The sequence below is a fragment of the Streptosporangium sp. NPDC000239 genome (assembly GCF_040300765.1).
In the GTDB taxonomy this organism is placed as follows: domain Bacteria; phylum Actinomycetota; class Actinomycetes; order Streptosporangiales; family Streptosporangiaceae; genus Streptosporangium.
Map to the genome: position 1 here is coordinate 152,286 of NZ_JBEPEI010000013.1, position 17,109 is coordinate 169,394.

Below are 17,109 nucleotides of genomic sequence, written 5' to 3' on the forward strand. Positions count from 1 at the left end.
TCGATGAGCTATCGCTATGGCGAGTACCGGGAAGGGCCCGACCCGCTCGCGCCGCCGTACGACGTGCGTTCGGCGCTCGACCAGATGGGCGACTCCGTGCTGGCCGGGGCCAACCCGTCCCACGCCCTGCGTGACCTGCTCAAGCAGGGCCTGCCGGGGGCGGACGACCGCCGCGGCCTGGACGACCTGCTCCGCGAGGTACGGCGGCGCAGGCGTGAGCTGCGCGAGCGCGGTCGTCTCGACGGGACGCTCGAACAGGCCAGGGCGCTGCTGGACAAGGCGATCGGCCAGGAGCGCGCGGAGCTGTTCCCCGACCCGTCCGACGACGCCAGACTGCGTGAGGCGGAGCTGGACGGCCTGCCCTCCGACGCGGCCGGCGCGATCCAGGAGCTGAGCGGCTACCAGTGGCGTTCGGCCGCCGCGCGTCAGACCTTCGAGGAACTGCGCGACCTGCTGCGCAGGGAGGTGCTCGACACCCAGTTCCGCGGGATGCGCGAGGCGCTGGCCAACCCCGATCCGGCCGCGATGGAGCGGGTCGGGCAGATGATGTCGGCGCTGAACGACATGCTGGACCGGGACGCGCGGGGCGAACACACCCCGGAAGACTTCGACGCCTTCATGTCGAAATATGGGGACATGTTTCCGGAGGCGCCGCGGAACCTGGAGGAGCTGGTCGACCTCCTCGCCCGCAGGGCCGCCGCCACCCAGCGTCTGATGGCCTCGCTCACCCCCCGCCAGCGCGAGGAGCTCAGCCGCCTGATCGACCAGACGCTCGACCAGGCCGGGCTCGGCGAGCAGATGCGCCGCCTCGGCGACTCCCTCTACGCCCGCCGGCCCGACCTGGCCTGGAACACCCCCGAACGACTCTCCGGCGAGGACCCCCTGGGGATGGGCGACGCGGTCAACGCCCTTGAGGAGCTGGCCGACCTCACCCAGCTTGAGGCCGCGCTGCGCCAGGACTACCCGGGCGCCCGCCTCGACGACATCGACGAGGCGGCCGTCCGCCGCGCCCTCGGCCGTTCCGCCGTCGACGACCTGGACGCGCTCAAGCGGATCGAACGAGAGCTCGAACGGCAGGGATACCTGCGCCGCCAGCGCGGCAAGCTCGAACTCACCCCCAAGGCGGTGCGCCGCCTCGGGGAGACCGCCCTACGCCGCGTCTTCGCCTCCCTCGACTCCGGTCGCAGGGGCGACCACGACCAGGTGGACGCGGGCTCCGCCGGGGAGCTGACCGGCTCGACCCGGCCGTGGCGCTTCGGCGACGAGCAGCCCATCGACGTGGTCCGCACGGTCGTCAACGGCGTACGGCGCGGCGGAGCGGCGGGGACGGTGACCCTCTCGGTCGACGACTTCGAGGTGGCCGAGACCGAGCGGCGCACCGCGGCCGCGGTGTGCCTGCTGGTCGACCTGTCCTACTCGATGGCGCTGCGCGGCACCTGGGCGGCGGCCAAGCAGACCGCGATGGCCCTGCAGGCGCTGGTCGCCTCGAAGTTCCCCCAGGACTCGGTGCAGATCATCGGCTTCTCCAACTACGCCCGGGTCCTGCAGCCCGACGAGCTGGCCGGGCTCGAATGGGACATGGTCCAGGGCACCAACCTGCACCACGCGCTGCTGATCGCGGGCCGCCACCTGGACCGCCATCCGGACTTCGAGCCGGTCGTGCTCGTGGTCACCGACGGTGAGCCGACCGCCCACCTGCGGCGCAACGGCTCGGCCGCCTTCGAGTGGCCGCCGACACGCGAGACGCTCGACCTGACGCTGGCCGAGGTGGACAAGATGACCCGGCGCAGGGCGACGCTCAACGTCTTCATGCTCGCCGACGATGAGCGGCTGAGGGACTTCGTGAACGAGGTGGCCAGGCGCAACGGCGGCCGGGTCTTCTCCTCCAACGCCGACCGGCTCGGCGAGTACGTCGTCAGCGACTTCCTGCGGGTCCGCAGGAAGCGCTGAACCCTTCCTCGAAGGGCCTGTCAGGCGTCGGCGTAGGCGAGGTAGTGGTTGAGCGCGAGGTCGAAGCCGTCGTGGTAGTGGCGGTACGACCGGTAGCAGGGCCGCCAGGCCGTACTGTTGCCGACTCCGGCGCGGGCGTCCTCGACCGCGGCGGGAACCCGTTCGGGGCTGGGCAGCAGGCCTCCGCCGAGATAGCGGGGGTCGGCCAGGACGGTGCAGCGCTCACGGTCGCCGGACACGTAGCGGCCCCGGCACCAGCCGCTCTCCTCGTCCCACACCAGGGCGTCGCCGCCGGTCAGCAGGATCGTGGCGGCCCTCGGGTCGCAGGGCCCCGCCCACCAGCCGGTGGCCTGGACGCCCAGCGCCTCGACGACGCGGCTCACGTAGGAGGACGGCTGGCTGCGCCACTCCTCGGTGTACGGCTCCACATGTCTCACACCCACAGGGGGCACTCCCTTGTGCCGTCGTGCATGATCTGGTTGACTGCTCGCCCGGCACGGCCGTGATCTCGTTGCCGACGGCCTCGGCGCCCAAGAGCGAACCCATCGGTGATCCTACTCACTTCAATGGGATGCTTAGCGCATTAATAAGAAGATCTACCATCGCACATCACCATAAATGCGGATTATCCAAATTGTGATGTTCTGTCCGCAAACTTGGGGCGCCGGTTCCGGCGGAGCCCCCGCTTCCGACCTGAGCCCCTCCCTGAAGCCCCGCCCTCTGACCATGTGTGATCCAGGACCGCGGCCGCCGGCTTCCCAGGGCGTGCCTTCCCTGACCGAGATCACCGAGGGCTAATGTCTGGTTCATGACCCAACTGCTGCTCTGGCTGCACATCGGCTTCGCGATCTTCACGCTCGGACCGCTCACCGCGGTGACGATGTCCACGCCGAAGTTCATCCGCTCCAGGGACCTCAGCGTCCTGCGCTACCTGCACAGGACCACCCGGATCTACGCCATCGGCGCGATCGGCGTCTTCGTCGCCGGCCTGCTGCTCGGCCGCGAGTATCTCGGCAGGCCCTACCTGTCGGTCTCCATGACGCTGTTCATCGTCGCCGCGGCCCTCCTGGTCATCGTGGACCGCGACCAGGCCTCCGCCATCAAACTGCTCAGCGCCGAGCCCTCGACCGACGACGCGAAGGCCCAGCGCGGGCGGATCGCCGCCTTCTCCGGGGTGATCGCCCTGATCTGGCTGGTCATCCTGGTGCTGATGGTCTGGGGCAGCCCCGCCTGAGGACGGACCGGAGACCTCTGACGGCGGCGGAGACGGCCGACCCGGAGGACGGCGGGCACGAGATCATCTCCGCCCGGCCGTCAGCCAGGAAAGGATCTTTTCCGGAACACCATGAAAAGCGCCTTTTCCGGCAGGGAGTTTCCGATTCACTGCCATTCCCCTTTTCCCGTGCCGGGGCGGTTCACCGGAACGCACGGGAACAGGCGGCAGAGCACACGAAGCCGGGCGGAAGGGGCACGCCCGGCCCGGCCTCGACCCAGCCGTTCAGCCTCAGCCCAGCGCCCGGCCTCAGCCCAGCGCCCGGCTGAGATCGGCGAGCAGGTCGTCGACCGACTCGATGCCGACGGACAGGCGGACCAGGTCCGCGGGCACCTCAAGCGGCGACCCGGCCGCCGAGGCGTGTGTCATCCGCCCCGGGTGCTCGATCAGCGACTCGACACCGCCCAGGGACTCACCGAGCGTGAAGAGCTTGGTCCGGTTGCAGATCTCGACCGCCTCCGCCTCGCCCCCCGCGACCCGGAACGAGACCATGCCCCCGAAGCGCCGCATCTGCTTGGCCGCGGTCTCGTGCCCCGGGTGGTCCGGCAGACCGGGATAGAGCACCGAGGAGACCCTCGGGTGGGCGAGCAGCAGGTCGGCGACCCGCTCGGCGTTGTCGCAGTGTCGTTCCATCCGCACCGCGAGCGTCTTGAGCCCGCGCAGCGTCAGCCACGCGTCGAACGGCCCGGCGACCGCGCCCATGGCGTTCTGGTGGAAGGCGAGCCTTTCGCCCAGTTCGGCGTCGGCCGTGACGAGCGCGCCACCGACCACGTCGGAGTGCCCGCCGACATACTTCGTGGTCGAGTGGACGACGACGTCCGCGCCGAGCGCCAGCGGCTGCTGCAGGTACGGCGAGGCGAAGGTGTTGTCCACCACGAGCAGCGCGCCGTTGTCGTGCGCCAGTTCGGCCAGCGCCGCGATGTCGGCGATGCCGAGCAGCGGGTTCGTCGGCGTCTCGACCCAGACGATCCTGGTCTTCGGCGTCATGGCGGCGGCGACCGCGTCGAGGTCGCCCAGGGCCACCGGGTCGTAGTGCAGGTCCCACGGCCGGTTCACCTTGGAGAACAGCCGGTAGGTGCCGCCGTAGGCGTCGTTCGGGATGAGAACGTGGTCACTCGGCCTGCACACCGTGCGCAGCAGCGTGTCCTCGGCCGCCAGACCGGAGGCGAAGGCAAGACCTCGCGCGCCGCCCTCGACCGCGGCGACGGCCTCCTCAAGGGCGGTCCTGGTCGGGTTGGCCGAACGGCTGTACTCGTATCCGGCGCGCAGACCGCCGACACCGTCCTGCTTGTACGTGGACACCGCGTAGATCGGCGGAACGACGGCCCCCGTATACGGGTCCGGCTCCTGACCTGCGTGGATGGCCAGAGTTTCGAATCCTTCAGTCATAGGGCAACGCTACTCGCACCCGGGCGGGCACATGTCGCGTCCACCCGGCCAGGCGTGCCGGACCGTCCCCCGACGACCCGGTCCGCCTGGCCGTACCCCCAGGTGGAGCCGCCACGGGCACACCGCGAAGCCCCTTCGGCGGATTCGCCGTCAGGCGGCCCGGTGCCCGCTGCCGGCCGTGTGACGCCCCGGCAGCCACACGACCTCACCCCCCGCCTCGACCGGCGGCACCTTGATGTGACGGCCGCTGGCGCCCTCGCCGCCCTGGCCGTTGATGCGCGAGAGAACCACCGGGTCCGCCAGCGCCAGAGCCAGCGCGACCACGAACCCAACGATCAGTACCAGGACTCCGATGACGGTCATCTCCGTCCCCCCTTCGACTCCTCAAGCATCGGCCGCCGACCCCGGCGGGCGCCTCCGCTGAAGGACCGGTTCCCCATGAGGCCGCTCCACCGAATGGCTGATGTCCGATTTGGCCAAGAGTCTTAGGCTCAGTGGCCGTGGGGGAGACACATCGCATCGTCTACTGGATCCAACGGCTCAGCGAGATCGCTCTGATCGGCTGGCTCACCCTGCTGTTGCTGCTCGACGTGATGGTCGTGCTCACCCGCCCCGACAACCCCGTGGTCTGGCTCGGCCCGGTCTGCGGCGCCATCGGCGTCCTGGCGGTGCTGCTGCGCCGTACCCACAGGATCAGCGGATACGCCACCCTGCTCGTCGCGTCGTTCGTCACCACCCTGATCATCGGCTCCAGCCACGTCAGCGGGCTGCCCTCCTTCGCCGAGACCGGGTCACTGCTGATCCTCACCATCGCGGGACTGCGCTGGATCGAACCCATCAGCAGGGCCGCGATGTTCTCCATCGCGTCCGTCGTCGTGCTGGAGAGCGCCGCCGGACGGCTGCGCGAGGACACCCCGTCCCTGGCCGTCGGCTTCCTCGTCTTCGTCGGCTGGTCGATCGCCGCCGGGGTGGGCGCCTACCTGCGCTTCCAGCTCGAACGCCGCAAGGAGGCCGTCAACTCGGTACGGCGCGCCGAACGCCTCGAACTCGCCAGGGAACTGCACGACCTGGTCGCCCACCACATCACCGGAATCGTCGTCCAGGCCCAGGCCGCCAAGATCGTGGCCGAGCACAAGCCCGAGGCCGTCGTCCCCGCGCTCGACGCGATAGCCGGGGCGGGCGCCGACGCGCTGACCTCCATGCGCCGCCTGGTCAGCGTGCTGCGCGCCCAGGACGGGGCCGCCCGCTCCCCCGGCAGCACGCTCATGGACATGCGCACCCTGGTCGAACGGTTCTCCGCGGGCGGCCCCCAGGTCGCCTTCGACATCGGCCAGGGCATCAACGACGAGACCATGGCCCCCGAGGTGCTGACCACCCTCCACCGGGTCCTGCAGGAAGCCCTCACCAACGTGCGCAGGCACGCCCCGGGCACCGGCTGGGTCGAGGCCGACCTACGGCTCGGCGGCCCCCCAAACGGGCCCTCCGCCGGGCCTCCCCCCGGCCCTCCCAGGAGGGAGCAGCACCAGGGAACACACTGGGTGTGGCTGCGCGTACGCAACTACGGCTCGGCGACCGACGCCAAGATCTCCCGCCTCGGCGGCGGATTCGGTCTGGTCGGCATGTCCGAACGTGTGGAGGCCCTGGGCGGCCGCCTGACCGCGGGCCACACCTACACGGGGGCCTGGGAAGTGGTGGCGGGCTTTCCCGTGTCCCTTGGCGGCGCCTAGCGGGGCTCCGAAGGCCGCGCCCCTTCGCGCCGCCTTCGGCTGACCTCGATCACCTGTGACGGCGAGGGAGCGTCCAGGGCTTCGCCCCACGGCGCCGACAGCGGGCTGGGCGTCCCTCCGCCTCGGCCCGCGACGTCACGCCGCTCAGTTGAAACAGTCCTGCTTGTTGAGCGCGATGCCGTACTCGGTGACCTTGCCGCGCGTGACGCCGAAGGTGTAGTAGGCCTTCTTGTTTCCGGGAACCGTGATCACATAAAAGTCGTGGACGTCTTTCCTGATGTGCGGATAGGCGGTCTTCATCTGCTTGGCGGTGGAGCCGATCCCGACGCCTTCCGGAGTCCTCATGCCCTTCGCGGCGAAGATGGCGGCCAGTCCCACCTTCGGCGAGATGAAGACGCCGACCGAGTCCTTGGGAGTGGGGAAGTCCTTCAGGTCCCAGCCGGAGCAGCCGCCGTCGCCGGACAGCTTCTTGACGACGCCCCCTGTCTTCTTGGCCTGCGTGACGGTCATACCGAGCTTGACGGCACCGTAACCGTAGGGGCCCAGTGTGGGCCTCGTCTGGGCGTCGGCCACGGTGGTGCCGACGACCAGCAGTGAACCGGCGAGGAGCGATGCCCCGATCATCGTCTTCATCATGCTCTGTTCGACTACGAAACGGTGGCGAAGGTTCTCAACGGAGCCGTTTTCCTCCGACGACCCCGACCCGGGTCCTCGTGCTGGACGGGCCCTGTCGGACGTTCGTCTCCGACTGCCGGGTGCGCGCAGCGGCCGAACCGGTCGGCCACGTGTGGGACCCCGTCGTGATCTCGGCCCTGCGCATGGGACCGACACGGCGCAGGGAACTGCTCACGAGGATCGCGGGAGCCGGCGACAAGGTCCTGACCCGGACGCCGCGCCGTCTGCGAGCGCGCGGGCTCGTCGTGAGGGACGGCGGCGCCAACCAGGCGTCAGCGCCCGCAGGCGCGGTCTACCGGCTCTCCGCACTGGGCGAATCGTTCGCGAACGGCCCTCTGGCGCACCTCGCGCAGTGGGCCGCCGACAACCAGGACCGCCTCACCGGCGAGCCCACCACATCGTGACGGGCTGCGGGTCCGTCGCGGAAGCCGGTCCGGCCTGCGACGACGGCTCGATGATCACCCACAGCCCGGACCGAGGGAGGCATGGACCCGCGGCGCCCAGGCCCTCGCGGCGTCGAAGGCGCCGCGAGGGAAAGGGGAGCACGACTAGTTGTTGACCAGGAACGCCAGCAGGTCCTGGCGGGTCACCAGGCCAACGGGCTTGCCGTCGTCCAGGACCACGGCGGCGTCGGCCTTCTCCAGGGCCTCTATCGCGATGGAGACCGGCTCTCCCGCGCCGATCATGGGCAGGGGCTGGGACATGTGCTCGGCCAGTGGGTCGGTCGGCCGTACGCGGCCCCGGTAGAGGGCTTCGAGCAGGTCGCGTTCCACGATCGAGCCCACGACCTCGGCGGCCATGACCGGCGGCTCCTCCTTCATCACCGGCAGCTGCGAGACGCCGTACTCCCGCATGATCGCGATGGCCGTGTCGACCGACTCGTGTGGGTGGGTGTGCACGAACTCGGGCATGCCCGCGCCCTTGCGGACCAGCACGTCCCTGACCAGGCCCTCCTCCGAGGAGGTGGTCAGGAAGCCGTAGTCGGCCATCCACTCGTCGTTGAAGATCTTCGACAGGTAGCCCCGGCCGCCGTCGGGCAGCAGCACGACGACCACGTCCTCGGGGCCGGCCTGCCTGGCGACCCGCAGCGCCGCGACCGTCGCCATCCCGCAGGAGCCGCCGACCAGGAGCGCCTCCTCACGGGCCAGACGGCGCGTCATGCCGAAGGAGTCCTTGTCGGAGACCGCGATGACCTCGTCGCAGATCGTGGTGTCGTAGGTGGAGGGCCAGATGTCCTCTCCGACGCCCTCAACGAGGTACGGCCTGCCGGTGCCGCCCGAGTAGACGGACCCCTCGGGGTCGGCTCCGATGATCTTGACCCGGCCGCCGGAGACCTCCTTGAGGTAGCGTCCGGTGCCGCTGATCGTGCCGCCGGTACCGATGCCCGCGACGAAGTGGGTGATCCGCCCCTCCGTCTGCTCCCAGATCTCCGGCCCGGTCGAGTGGTAGTGGCTCTCGGGGTTGCCGGGGTTGGAGTACTGGTCGGGCTTCCAGGCGTTCGGCGTCTCCCTGGCCAGCCGGTCGGAGACCGAGTAGTAGGAGTCCGGGTGGTCCGGGGAGACCGCCGTCGGGCAGACCACGACCTCGGCCCCGTAGGCGCGCAGTACCGCGATCTTGTCCTGGGCGACCTTGTCCGGCACGACGAACAGGCAGCGGTAGCCGCGCTGCTGCGCCACCATGGCCAGGCCGATGCCGGTGTTGCCGGAGGTGGGTTCGACGATCGTGCCGCCGGGCACCAGCGCGCCCGACCGCTCCGCCGCGTCGATCATGCGCACCGCGATCCGGTCCTTCACCGAGCCGCCGGGATTGAAGTACTCCACCTTGGCGAGCACCTGGGCGGACACCCCGGCGGTCACCTTCCGCAGCCGGACAAGCGGCGTGTTTCCCATCAGTTCCACAAGCGAGTCATACACACGCATCGCGACGATCACCTCGAAATACAGAGCCAGGTCGGCTTGTTGTGCTGAACGCCGTGCCCCCAAGGGGGTTGGTGGGACTCTCGGCTAGGTTCAAGGCAACGCTACCCGTCGTGGGGTACCGAAGGGGCAACGCCAGGTGATCTGGACACCGGGGGCGGCTCGGGCCGCCCGTCGTATCGCCGCCGCCGCGGCCGTCGGCGGAGGAGGGCTCACCGCGCTCGGCGCGGTCACGTACGGCCTGCTGATGGGCGAGGCCCTGCTGGCCCGGCGCATCGTCGGCCGCCCGCACGGCATGGAGGGGCCGCCCTCCGACGGGGTTTACGGTGACTTCGCCGGTGAGCCGGTCCGGATGGTCATGCTGGGTGATTCGACCTCGGTCGGTCTAGGCACCTCCGAGGCGGCGCAGACCCCGGGCGTGTTGATCGCCACGGGGCTGGCCGCGGTGGCCGAGCGTCCGGTACGGCTGACCGTGGTCGGCAGGTCCGGCGCGGTCTCGGCGGATCTGGACGACCAGACCGACCTGGCGCTCGAAGCCTCCCCCGAGATCGCGGTGATCTTCGTCGGCGCGAACGACGTCACCACCCAGACCAAGCCCACCCACGCCGTGCGGCACCTGCAGAAGGCGGTGCGGCGGCTGCGTGAGGCGGGGGCGGAGGTCGTCGTCGGCACCTGCCCCGACCTGGGGACGGTCAGGCCGATCGCGCAGCCGCTGCGCTGGGTGACCCGGCGCTGGAGCCGTCAGCTCGCCGCGGCGCAGACCGTGGCCGTGGTCGAGGCGGGTGCCCGTACGGTCGCCTTCGCCGACCTGCTTGGCGGTGAATTCTCCGCAAACCCGGACGAGATGTTCGGACCCGATCGTTTCCACCCATCTGTTCAAGGTTATCTACAGGTTGCTTACGCGGTGCTACCGTCTGTGTGCACCGCGCTTGGACTGTGGCCGGAGCCGCGCTCCGAACGCGGTGGGTCGATCTACCTCGTGGCGGCCAAGGCCGCGGAGGAACCCGGCGCCGAAGTCTCCGCGACTCGCGTCGCCGGCCGAGCAACCGGACCCCACGGACGGTGGGCGACACTGCTCCGCCGGAGGCACGGGGTGCTGCCCAACGACGCCTGACCACGGTCACTCTCCGCGGTGAGGCCGTTACGTCTCGCCTTTTTGGAGTGCAATGCCCGTGATCCGGCCCCACGTGAAGAAGGCTGCGGTCCTCGCCGGAGTGCTCGCCCTGACCGGCTGTTCCGGCAGCGAGGCGGCCGTTCCCGCCCATCCGACCTGGCACAACGGCGAAGTGAACGCGGTGAGCCGTACCACCTCAGCCGCAGGTGTCGCCATGACGACCTCCATGAGGGCGGACGGCACGCTGGAGACGGTCGCCCTCGATCTGGCCACGGGCAGAAAGCTGTGGGCGCACCCTGCGACCATGGCCGGTCGGCTGCCGGGCATGGGCGTCCCCGCCCCGGCGATCGTCCAGTCCTCCGGCGGACGGCTCGTCGCGGTCACGGTCGACCCTGTCCGCCAGGGTCGTTGGAACGCCGCCCTTGTCGGCCGTGACGCGCGCACCGGCAACCGGCTGTGGACACGCCCGCTGCACTCGACCTTCGGGCCGCAGCGCTGCGGGGCGTTCGTGTGCGTCTCAGAGGACACCGCCCTGTCCAAGGCCCGGATGTCCGTGCTGGCCCCGGAGACCGGCAAGCCGATGTGGCAGTTGCCCGGCATCGCCGAGGTCGAGTGGTCCGGCGCCTCCCACGCCGTGCTCCTGCGCATGGCCCGTCACCCCGTCCTTGAGGCCTACGACCTGGCCTCGGGCAGGCGTCCGTGGCGGCTGCCCGTCGAGGAGGCGCTCGGCCCCGGGGTCGACCTGTCCGGCGGGTGGGCCTTCGGCTCGACGGCCGACGACCTCGTCGGCTACGTCGCCCCCTACACCGGTCCCTCGAAGAAACGGGTCTCCGCCTTCGGCCTGTTCTCCGTCAAGCTCACCGACGGCACGGTCAACTGGCTGCGTCCCTCCGTGGTGCGGGTCTACCCCAGCGGCAGCCCCGGCCTGGCCCCCGTCGTGCGCCCCGTCGACCCACGGGGCCAGTACGGCGGGTTCGCCAGGCTCGACGCGAGCAACGGGCGGGTCCTGGGTCAGATCTCCGCGGCCCAGATCCCCGGTTCCGGCTGGTGGCTGGCCTTCCCCGACCGGATGGACACCCTCGGCTTCCTCAAGCACGGCCGGCAGGGCAGCGCCTTCGACCTGGCCACGGGCCGCGGCACCGAGATCAGGGACCAACGCGGCTGGTCCTTCTGCGTCACCGACCCCAGGCCGCTCCCCCTGAAGCACCAGGCGGCGGGTTTCTACCCGGTGGCCTCCCTGTGCGAGTTCGACCTGGCCAGCGGCAAGAGGACGAACGGCTCCGAGGCTCCGCCCGCGTGGTTCACCGGCAGCCAGGGGGGCTGGCGGATATGGCGCGACGAGCTGGGCGGGCTGCACGGCGTCAAGGACGGCACCCCGACCGCCCCCGGCATGTACGGCTGACGCCCCCGTACAAAGTTCTGTTCCGGGCCGACCCCCTCGCGACCTTCGCCCTACCGGGGAGTAGCCTCCGCTCAGGAGTGCCCGACAACCCAGGAGAGCCCCATGCCCGAGGCAGTCATCGTCGCGACCGCGCGCTCGCCCATCGGACGCGCCTTCAAGGGATCGCTCAAGGACATCCGCCCTGACGACCTGACCGTCCAGATCGTCAGGGCCGCCCTGGCCAAGGTGCCCCAGCTCGACCCCACGACCATCGACGACCTGATGCTGGGCTGCGGCCTGCCCGGCGGCGAGCAGGGGTTCAACATGGGCCGGGTGGTCGCCACCCTGCTCGGACTCGACGGCGTGCCCGGCACGACCGTCACCCGCTACTGCTCGTCGTCCCTGCAGACCACGAGGATGGCCCTGCACGCGATCAGGGCGGGCGAGGGCGACGTCTTCGTCTCGGCGGGCGTCGAGTGCGTCTCCCGGTTCGTCAAGGGCAGCTCCGACTCGCTGCCCGAGACCGAGAACGCACTGTTCGCCGAGGCGCGCAGCCGTACGGCGCGGGCCGCCGAAGGCGGTGGCGAGGTCTGGCACGACCCCCGTGAGGACGGCGAGCTGCCCGACGCCTACATCGCCATGGGCCAGACCGCGGAGAACGTCGCCGCGCTCAGGGGCGTCTCACGCCGGGAACAGGACGAGTTCGGTGTCCGGTCGCAGAACCTCGCCGAGGAGGCCATCGCCAACGGCTTCTGGGAGAGCGACATCACCCCGGTGACCCTGCCGGACGGCACCGTGGTGACCAGGGACGACGGCCCCCGCCAGGGGACGACCTACGAGGCCGTCTCCCAGCTCAAGCCGGTCTTCCGGCCCGACGGGACCGTCACGGCGGGAAACTGCTGCCCGCTGAACGACGGCGCGGCCGCGGTGATCGTGATGAGCGACGTCAGGGCCGCGGAACTGGGCATCACTCCGCTGGCCAGGATCGTCTCGACCGGTGTGACCGGCCTGTCCCCCGAGATCATGGGGATCGGGCCGGTCGAGGCCTCCCGGCAGGCACTGTCCAGGGCGGGCATGGCCATCGGCGACGTGGACCTCGTCGAGATCAACGAGGCCTTCGCGGCCCAGGTCATCCCGTCCTACCGCGACCTCGGCGTCGACCTCGACCGGCTCAACGTCAACGGCGGCGCCATCGCGGTCGGACACCCCTTCGGCATGACCGGAGCCCGCATCACCTCGACCCTGGTCAACAGCCTGCGCTTCCACGACAGGACGATCGGCCTGGAGACCATGTGCGTCGGCGGTGGCCAGGGCATGGCCATGATCCTGGAACGCCTCAGCTGAGCCGGGAAACGCCGCGCCGTACCCCTGCGACACGGGTGGGTACGACGCGGCGGCGTCTCAGCCGTGGATGTCGGGGCCCGCGCGGGTGATGGTGACGCGCAGCAGGACCCGCCGGTCCCGCTCCATGGCGGCCCGGTAGTCGTCCCAGTCGGGGTGCTCGCCGGAGATGTCCCGGTAGTAGCCGACCAGCGGTTCCATCGCCTCAGGCAGCGAGAGGACCTCCGTCTCCCCTTCGATCTGGATCCAGTCACCGTAGAAGGAGTCGTTCATCACGCAGAGCGTGGCCCGCGGGTCCCTGCGAAGGTTGCGAACCTTGGCGGCGGTCTCCCTGCTACTGACGATCGCGCGCCCCTCGGCGTCCAGCCCGACCGTCACCGGGGAGAGCTGCGGACGTCCGTCGGCGTGCTTGGTCAGCAGAACCGCACGGTGGTTGGCGCGGATGAAGTCACGTGCCTTGTCGAGATCCATGATCCCCATCATGGACCGGGCGCACAGAAGCCCGCACCCCCCGATGGGAGGCGCGGGCTCGCGGAAGACGGATAACTTACATACGACGGCTGTGGCGGCGACGTTCGTGCTCACGCACGATGGCAGCGGCGTAGCCGTGGGACAGCCCGTGCTCCTGGGCGAGCCAGTTGGCCCGCTCCTCGCAGCGCAGGAAGGACGGGCCGTTGTCGATGGCTTGGAACCACTCTGGGAGTGCGCGGCCGGTGATATCCGTGACTCTAGCGATCAGCTTGCTCTGCGTCTCCAGTGAGTGGCTCAACGACATGGGCACCTCCACGGATAGGCTCCTTTGCTTGACAGTGCCTCACGTGTCCCCAGATAGCAAGCCCTGCGGACCTGCCCATCCATCATTCTTCGTCGCCTTGTCGTCTCTTTGCGTCACCTTCGGTGTCGCGGACAGCGCCTCTTTGCGCCGCCTTCGGCGTCGCGGGCTGTGTCTCCTTGCTCCGCCTGGCGGCGTCGCGGGCTTGGGCGCCTCCGAGTCGGCGCTTTCCCTCGTCACTCCGTCGCTTCGCTCCTGCGTTCCTCAGTCCAAGCACCGACGGCGCACAAGCCGAAACTCCTCACGCACGGCGCCGGTAAGGCACAGGCAAAGCCCTCACGCTTGGCACCGGTAAGGGCACGAGCGAACCCTTCACGCTTGGCGTCGGTGAAGTTCTCACGCACGGCGTCGGGGGTGAGTGGGGGTGGAAAGCGAACACCCCGCGTCACCGGGGGTGGCGCGGGGTGTTCGGGGTGGTCGGGCAGCTAGTCATTACTGGTGAAGTAGCTGACGAAGCGGAGGATCTCCAGGTAGATCCAGACCAGGGTGACCGTCAGGCCGAAGGCCATCAGCCAGGAGTACTTCGCCGGGGCTCCGGCGCGGATGCCCTGCTCGACCGAGTCGAAGTCGAGGAGCAGGAAGAAGCAGCCGACCAGGATCGCCGCGATGCTGAAGACGTAGGACAGCGGGCCGCCGGAGCGGATGCCGATGCCGTCCTCGATGAAGAAGGTCGCCAGCCAGTTGACGAGCATGAGACCCATGAGGCTGATCAAGGCCGCCACGACGAACTTGGTGAACTTCGGCGTCACCCGGACGATGCGCAGCGTGTAGACCGCCAGCATGGCGCCGAAGGCCAGTGCCGTACCGACGACCGCCTGGAAGACGACACCGTTGTACAGGTCGTTGTAGGCGTGGCTGATCACACCGATGGCGACGCCGTAGGAGACCGCGTAGCCGAGGATCAGCACCGGGTTGGTGCTCTGCCTGAACGAGACGATCAACGCGAGCACCAGGCCGGCGAGCACGCCGATGATCAGTGCGGGTCTTCCGAGGTTGAGCGCCCAGGCGAGCGCGGCGGAGACGACCAGCGTGCCCAAGGTGATGAAACCGCGCACGACCACGTCGTCGATGGTCATCCTCCGTTGCGCGGGCGGCGCGTAGGAGGGCGCGTCATACATTCCCCTGAGCTGCTCGGGGGTCGGGGTGCCCCAGGCCTGCTGGCTCCCGGGCGCCTGCCTGCTGAACACAGGATTCTTGCTTTCCATCGCTAGCCTCCACGCTGCGACCTACGCGATCGGCGTATAGATCGGTTGTCACACGGCCGTATCGTGTTGTTGTCCGTTTTAGGGTCAAGTGACCGTACGGCTACCGCCGAGGATTCCAACGAACGGCCGCAGCGCCGGGTTCCCGGCCCTACGGAGGCATCATGGCCCGCCCGCCGGGTCCACGCCAGGCCCCCTCCCCCGCCGGGAGGCCCGGGAAGGGGCCGGTGGGTCAATGGAAACGACCGGAGCGGGGGGCGGGAAACGCTTCCCGGAATCGGCCGGTCGCTTCCGGAAACCGGCCGTCCGTGGATTTGTCGCGTTGTTTTCCCCACCCGGTGTCTCCGGTAAGGAAAACGACACGGTCACAGCGGGGAAAACAACCGTGCACCGTCGAAAGCGTGTTCCGCTCCATCAACCGAAGCGCTCGACGAGTCGCCGATAAGTGTCGAACGCGGGTTTAGGCCGGTAGTCGTCACCGAGAAGGCCGAACCGGTGGAACAGACCGGGTTTCGCACTGTCGGCATCCCGCAGGGCGAAATGGGTGTAGCCGCCGATGTTGAGCCGAGTGCGGTGGTCCGCGATCGCCGTGACGATCGTCTCCAGGACCTCGGCCTGTCGCTGTGGACTCCGGTCAGGACCGGTCGGCCAGCCGTTCTCGGTGATCCACAGGGGGACCGACTCGTCGATGCCCGCCGGGGTGAGGCACCGGTCGCGGTGGTGGCCGAGCAGTCCCGCGACGGCCTCCGCCAGGCCGTCCGCCGGGGCGGGCTGGAAGACGTCGGGGAAGAAGTCGAGGCCGACGTAGTCGACGGCCTCGACGAAGCGCCGTCCGCCGTCGGCGGTGAGCGCGGCGACGAAGCCCTCGGCGGGGCCGAAAAGGGGCGTGGTGTTGAACCCGACCCTGAGGTGGTCCAGGCCCAGCAGGCGCGCCTCCTCCTTGGCCGCGACGACGCCCTCGACGAGGGCTTCGAGCACCCGGGGGTGGCCTCCGTCGTACAGCGGCAGGTTCGGCTCCTCCGTCACCTGGAGGGTCGCGACACGCGTCCCGTGACGGCGGACGAGGTCACGGACGAAGGCGACGTAGCCCGCGACGTCGCCGCTGTGCGAGCGGTACTGCGCGACCAGGTCGAGTGCGCGCCCGCCGGTGGCGTACCGTTCGACGCGCTCGGGGGCCTGCGGGTAGACATCTCCGGGATCGGCGAAGCTGACGTAGCCGCGGACCAGGAAGGGCCCGCCGTCAGGGCGCAGGTGGGTGAGCGCCTCGGTGATCCGTCTCGGGTCGTCCGGAGGCCCCTGGAGCACGCCGCCGTTCTCGTCGCCGGCCGCTCCGCCGGGGTAGATCCCGAAGAGAAGGCCGTCCGATGTCATGTGAGGTCCTTTCGGTCGTCGGGCCAGGTCAGGCTTCCTGTGCGGATCTCCTCCGCGGCGCCGGTGACCCAGTCGAGTTCGCCACGGGTCATGTGCAGGGCGTATTCGGCCTCGATGACGAACAGGCGGGGCACCTGTCCCGAGGCCAGCGCGTCGTCGAGGGCCCGCCGGTCCTCGGCCATGGCGGCGCGCAGCCGTTCGGCCCGCTCCAGCAGCGCCGCCCGCGCGCGCTCGGGGCCGAGGGCGCCGAGGTAGGCGACGGCGGTGAGGAAGAGGGGATATTCGCGCCGGGGAACGCGGATCTGCTCGTCGAGCCGACGTACGAAGGCGTCCCGGCCCGCCTCGGTGATCGCGTAGACCGTGCGAGCCGGTCTGTTGCCCTCCTGGACCCTGGCCTTCTCGATGATCCACCCCTCCCCCTCAAGGGCCGTGACCACGTCGTAGAGCGAGCCCCGGTTGATCCGGACGCTGGCGTCCTTGCCGCGTTCCCTCAGCACGACGGCCATCTCGTAGGGGTGCATGGGCCTTTCGAGCAGCAGCCCCAGCACTCCCAGGGCCAGAGGGTTGTCCACACTTCGAGCCATAGTCGCCTCCTGATATCAGGAACCGACTATAGGAGGCGCCGTACGGCACCGCAACGGCGCCCGAAAACGCCCTGAACAGATCACGACATCCGGCCGATCTGGAAGACCGGGATTTCCGCGCCATAATTTGGCCGACAGGACCACATACGATCGGCGCGCAAACGACGGGACAACACGAAACGCCCCGACCCGGGGTTTTCCCACACAACAGAGCGGCCCGTGACCGATTTTTCCTGGTCACGGGCCGAACTTCGCGGATCACTACGAGTGCCCCCGGAGGGACTCGAACCCTCACTCGAACCCTTTTAAGGGGTTTGCCTCTGCCATTGGGCTACGGGGACGCCGTAATCATAC

General features: G+C 69.8%; 17 protein-coding genes and 1 tRNA gene. 7 read left to right on the forward strand and 11 right to left on the reverse strand.

Annotated elements, in window-relative coordinates; genetic code table 11:
- Positions 1-3 precede the first annotated feature (3 nt).
- A complete protein-coding gene (locus ABT340_RS28265) occupies positions 4-1,950 on the forward strand; it encodes a vWA domain-containing protein (protein ID WP_352013871.1) in 1,947 nt (648 codons plus the stop codon).
- 20 nt (positions 1,951-1,970) lie between these two features.
- Here the strand turns inward: ABT340_RS28265 and ABT340_RS28270 are convergent, their stop codons facing one another.
- Positions 1,971-2,393, reverse strand: coding sequence for a DUF6292 family protein (locus ABT340_RS28270; RefSeq protein ID WP_352013872.1), 423 nt, complete (start codon positions 2,391-2,393; stop codon positions 1,971-1,973).
- Between the two features lie 365 nt (positions 2,394-2,758).
- Between ABT340_RS28270 and ABT340_RS28275 the strand changes: the two genes are divergently transcribed.
- Positions 2,759-3,184 carry a hypothetical protein gene (locus tag ABT340_RS28275; RefSeq protein WP_352013873.1) on the forward strand — a complete coding sequence of 142 codons (426 nt, stop codon included), beginning with the start codon at positions 2,759-2,761 and terminating at the stop codon, positions 3,182-3,184.
- 288 nt (positions 3,185-3,472) lie between these two features.
- Here the strand turns inward: ABT340_RS28275 and ABT340_RS28280 are convergent, their stop codons facing one another.
- Both ABT340_RS28280 and ABT340_RS28285 read right to left on the reverse strand, forming a co-directional pair.
- A complete protein-coding gene (locus tag ABT340_RS28280) occupies positions 3,473-4,612 on the reverse strand; it encodes a cystathionine gamma-synthase (RefSeq protein ID WP_352013874.1) in 1,140 nt (379 codons plus the stop codon).
- Positions 4,613-4,762: 150 nt separating this feature from the next.
- Positions 4,763-4,975, reverse strand: a complete 213-nt coding sequence (locus tag ABT340_RS28285; protein WP_352013875.1) for a hypothetical protein — start codon at positions 4,973-4,975, stop codon at positions 4,763-4,765.
- 137 nt (positions 4,976-5,112) lie between these two features.
- On the opposite strand from ABT340_RS28285, the gene ABT340_RS28290 reads away from it, so the two are divergent.
- The gene (locus ABT340_RS28290) at positions 5,113-6,339 is read left to right on the forward strand and encodes a sensor histidine kinase (RefSeq protein WP_352013876.1); all 1,227 of its coding nucleotides are present in this window, start codon (positions 5,113-5,115) and stop codon (positions 6,337-6,339) included.
- 144 nt (positions 6,340-6,483) lie between these two features.
- Here ABT340_RS28290 and ABT340_RS28295 read toward each other — a convergent pair whose 3' ends face one another.
- A complete protein-coding gene (locus ABT340_RS28295) occupies positions 6,484-6,963 on the reverse strand; it encodes a hypothetical protein (protein WP_352013877.1) in 480 nt (159 codons plus the stop codon).
- A gap of 89 nt (positions 6,964-7,052) precedes the next feature.
- Between ABT340_RS28295 and ABT340_RS28300 the strand changes: the two genes are divergently transcribed.
- Positions 7,053-7,418 (forward strand): winged helix-turn-helix transcriptional regulator, encoded by a 366-nt coding sequence (locus ABT340_RS28300; RefSeq protein ID WP_352013878.1) that lies wholly within the window; start codon positions 7,053-7,055, stop codon positions 7,416-7,418.
- A 144-nt stretch (positions 7,419-7,562) separates the two neighbouring features.
- Here ABT340_RS28300 and ABT340_RS28305 read toward each other — a convergent pair whose 3' ends face one another.
- Positions 7,563-8,933, reverse strand: coding sequence for a cystathionine beta-synthase (locus ABT340_RS28305; RefSeq protein WP_352013879.1), 1,371 nt, complete (start codon positions 8,931-8,933; stop codon positions 7,563-7,565).
- Between the two features lie 136 nt (positions 8,934-9,069).
- Between ABT340_RS28305 and ABT340_RS28310 the strand changes: the two genes are divergently transcribed.
- From ABT340_RS28310 to ABT340_RS28320, 3 genes are all read left to right on the forward strand, one after another.
- A complete protein-coding gene (locus ABT340_RS28310; RefSeq protein WP_352013880.1) occupies positions 9,070-10,044 on the forward strand; it encodes an SGNH/GDSL hydrolase family protein in 975 nt (324 codons plus the stop codon).
- 52 nt (positions 10,045-10,096) lie between these two features.
- Complete coding sequence (locus ABT340_RS28315; protein WP_352013881.1) at positions 10,097-11,446, forward strand: outer membrane protein assembly factor BamB family protein; 1,350 nt, start codon at positions 10,097-10,099, stop codon at positions 11,444-11,446.
- 102 nt (positions 11,447-11,548) lie between these two features.
- The gene (locus ABT340_RS28320; protein WP_352013882.1) at positions 11,549-12,769 is read left to right on the forward strand and encodes an acetyl-CoA C-acetyltransferase; all 1,221 of its coding nucleotides are present in this window, start codon (positions 11,549-11,551) and stop codon (positions 12,767-12,769) included.
- Positions 12,770-12,826: 57 nt separating this feature from the next.
- On the opposite strand, the gene ABT340_RS28325 is transcribed toward ABT340_RS28320, so the two are convergent.
- From ABT340_RS28325 to ABT340_RS28350, 6 genes are all read right to left on the reverse strand, one after another.
- Positions 12,827-13,237, reverse strand: a complete 411-nt coding sequence (locus ABT340_RS28325; protein WP_352013883.1) for a PPOX class F420-dependent oxidoreductase — start codon at positions 13,235-13,237, stop codon at positions 12,827-12,829.
- A 76-nt stretch (positions 13,238-13,313) separates the two neighbouring features.
- The gene (locus ABT340_RS28330) at positions 13,314-13,553 is read right to left on the reverse strand and encodes a DUF4287 domain-containing protein (protein WP_390038493.1); all 240 of its coding nucleotides are present in this window, start codon (positions 13,551-13,553) and stop codon (positions 13,314-13,316) included.
- A gap of 470 nt (positions 13,554-14,023) precedes the next feature.
- Positions 14,024-14,803, reverse strand: coding sequence for a Bax inhibitor-1/YccA family protein (locus ABT340_RS28335; protein ID WP_352013884.1), 780 nt, complete (start codon positions 14,801-14,803; stop codon positions 14,024-14,026).
- A 411-nt stretch (positions 14,804-15,214) separates the two neighbouring features.
- The gene (locus ABT340_RS28340; protein WP_352013885.1) at positions 15,215-16,171 is read right to left on the reverse strand and encodes a hypothetical protein; all 957 of its coding nucleotides are present in this window, start codon (positions 16,169-16,171) and stop codon (positions 15,215-15,217) included.
- Complete coding sequence (locus ABT340_RS28345; protein WP_352013886.1) at positions 16,168-16,755, reverse strand: PadR family transcriptional regulator; 588 nt, start codon at positions 16,753-16,755, stop codon at positions 16,168-16,170. Before ABT340_RS28345 ends, ABT340_RS28340 begins: the two co-directional genes overlap by 4 nt.
- Before the next feature lie 268 nt (positions 16,756-17,023).
- Positions 17,024-17,096, reverse strand: a tRNA-Leu gene (locus ABT340_RS28350).
- Between the last annotated feature and the right edge of the window lie 13 nt (positions 17,097-17,109).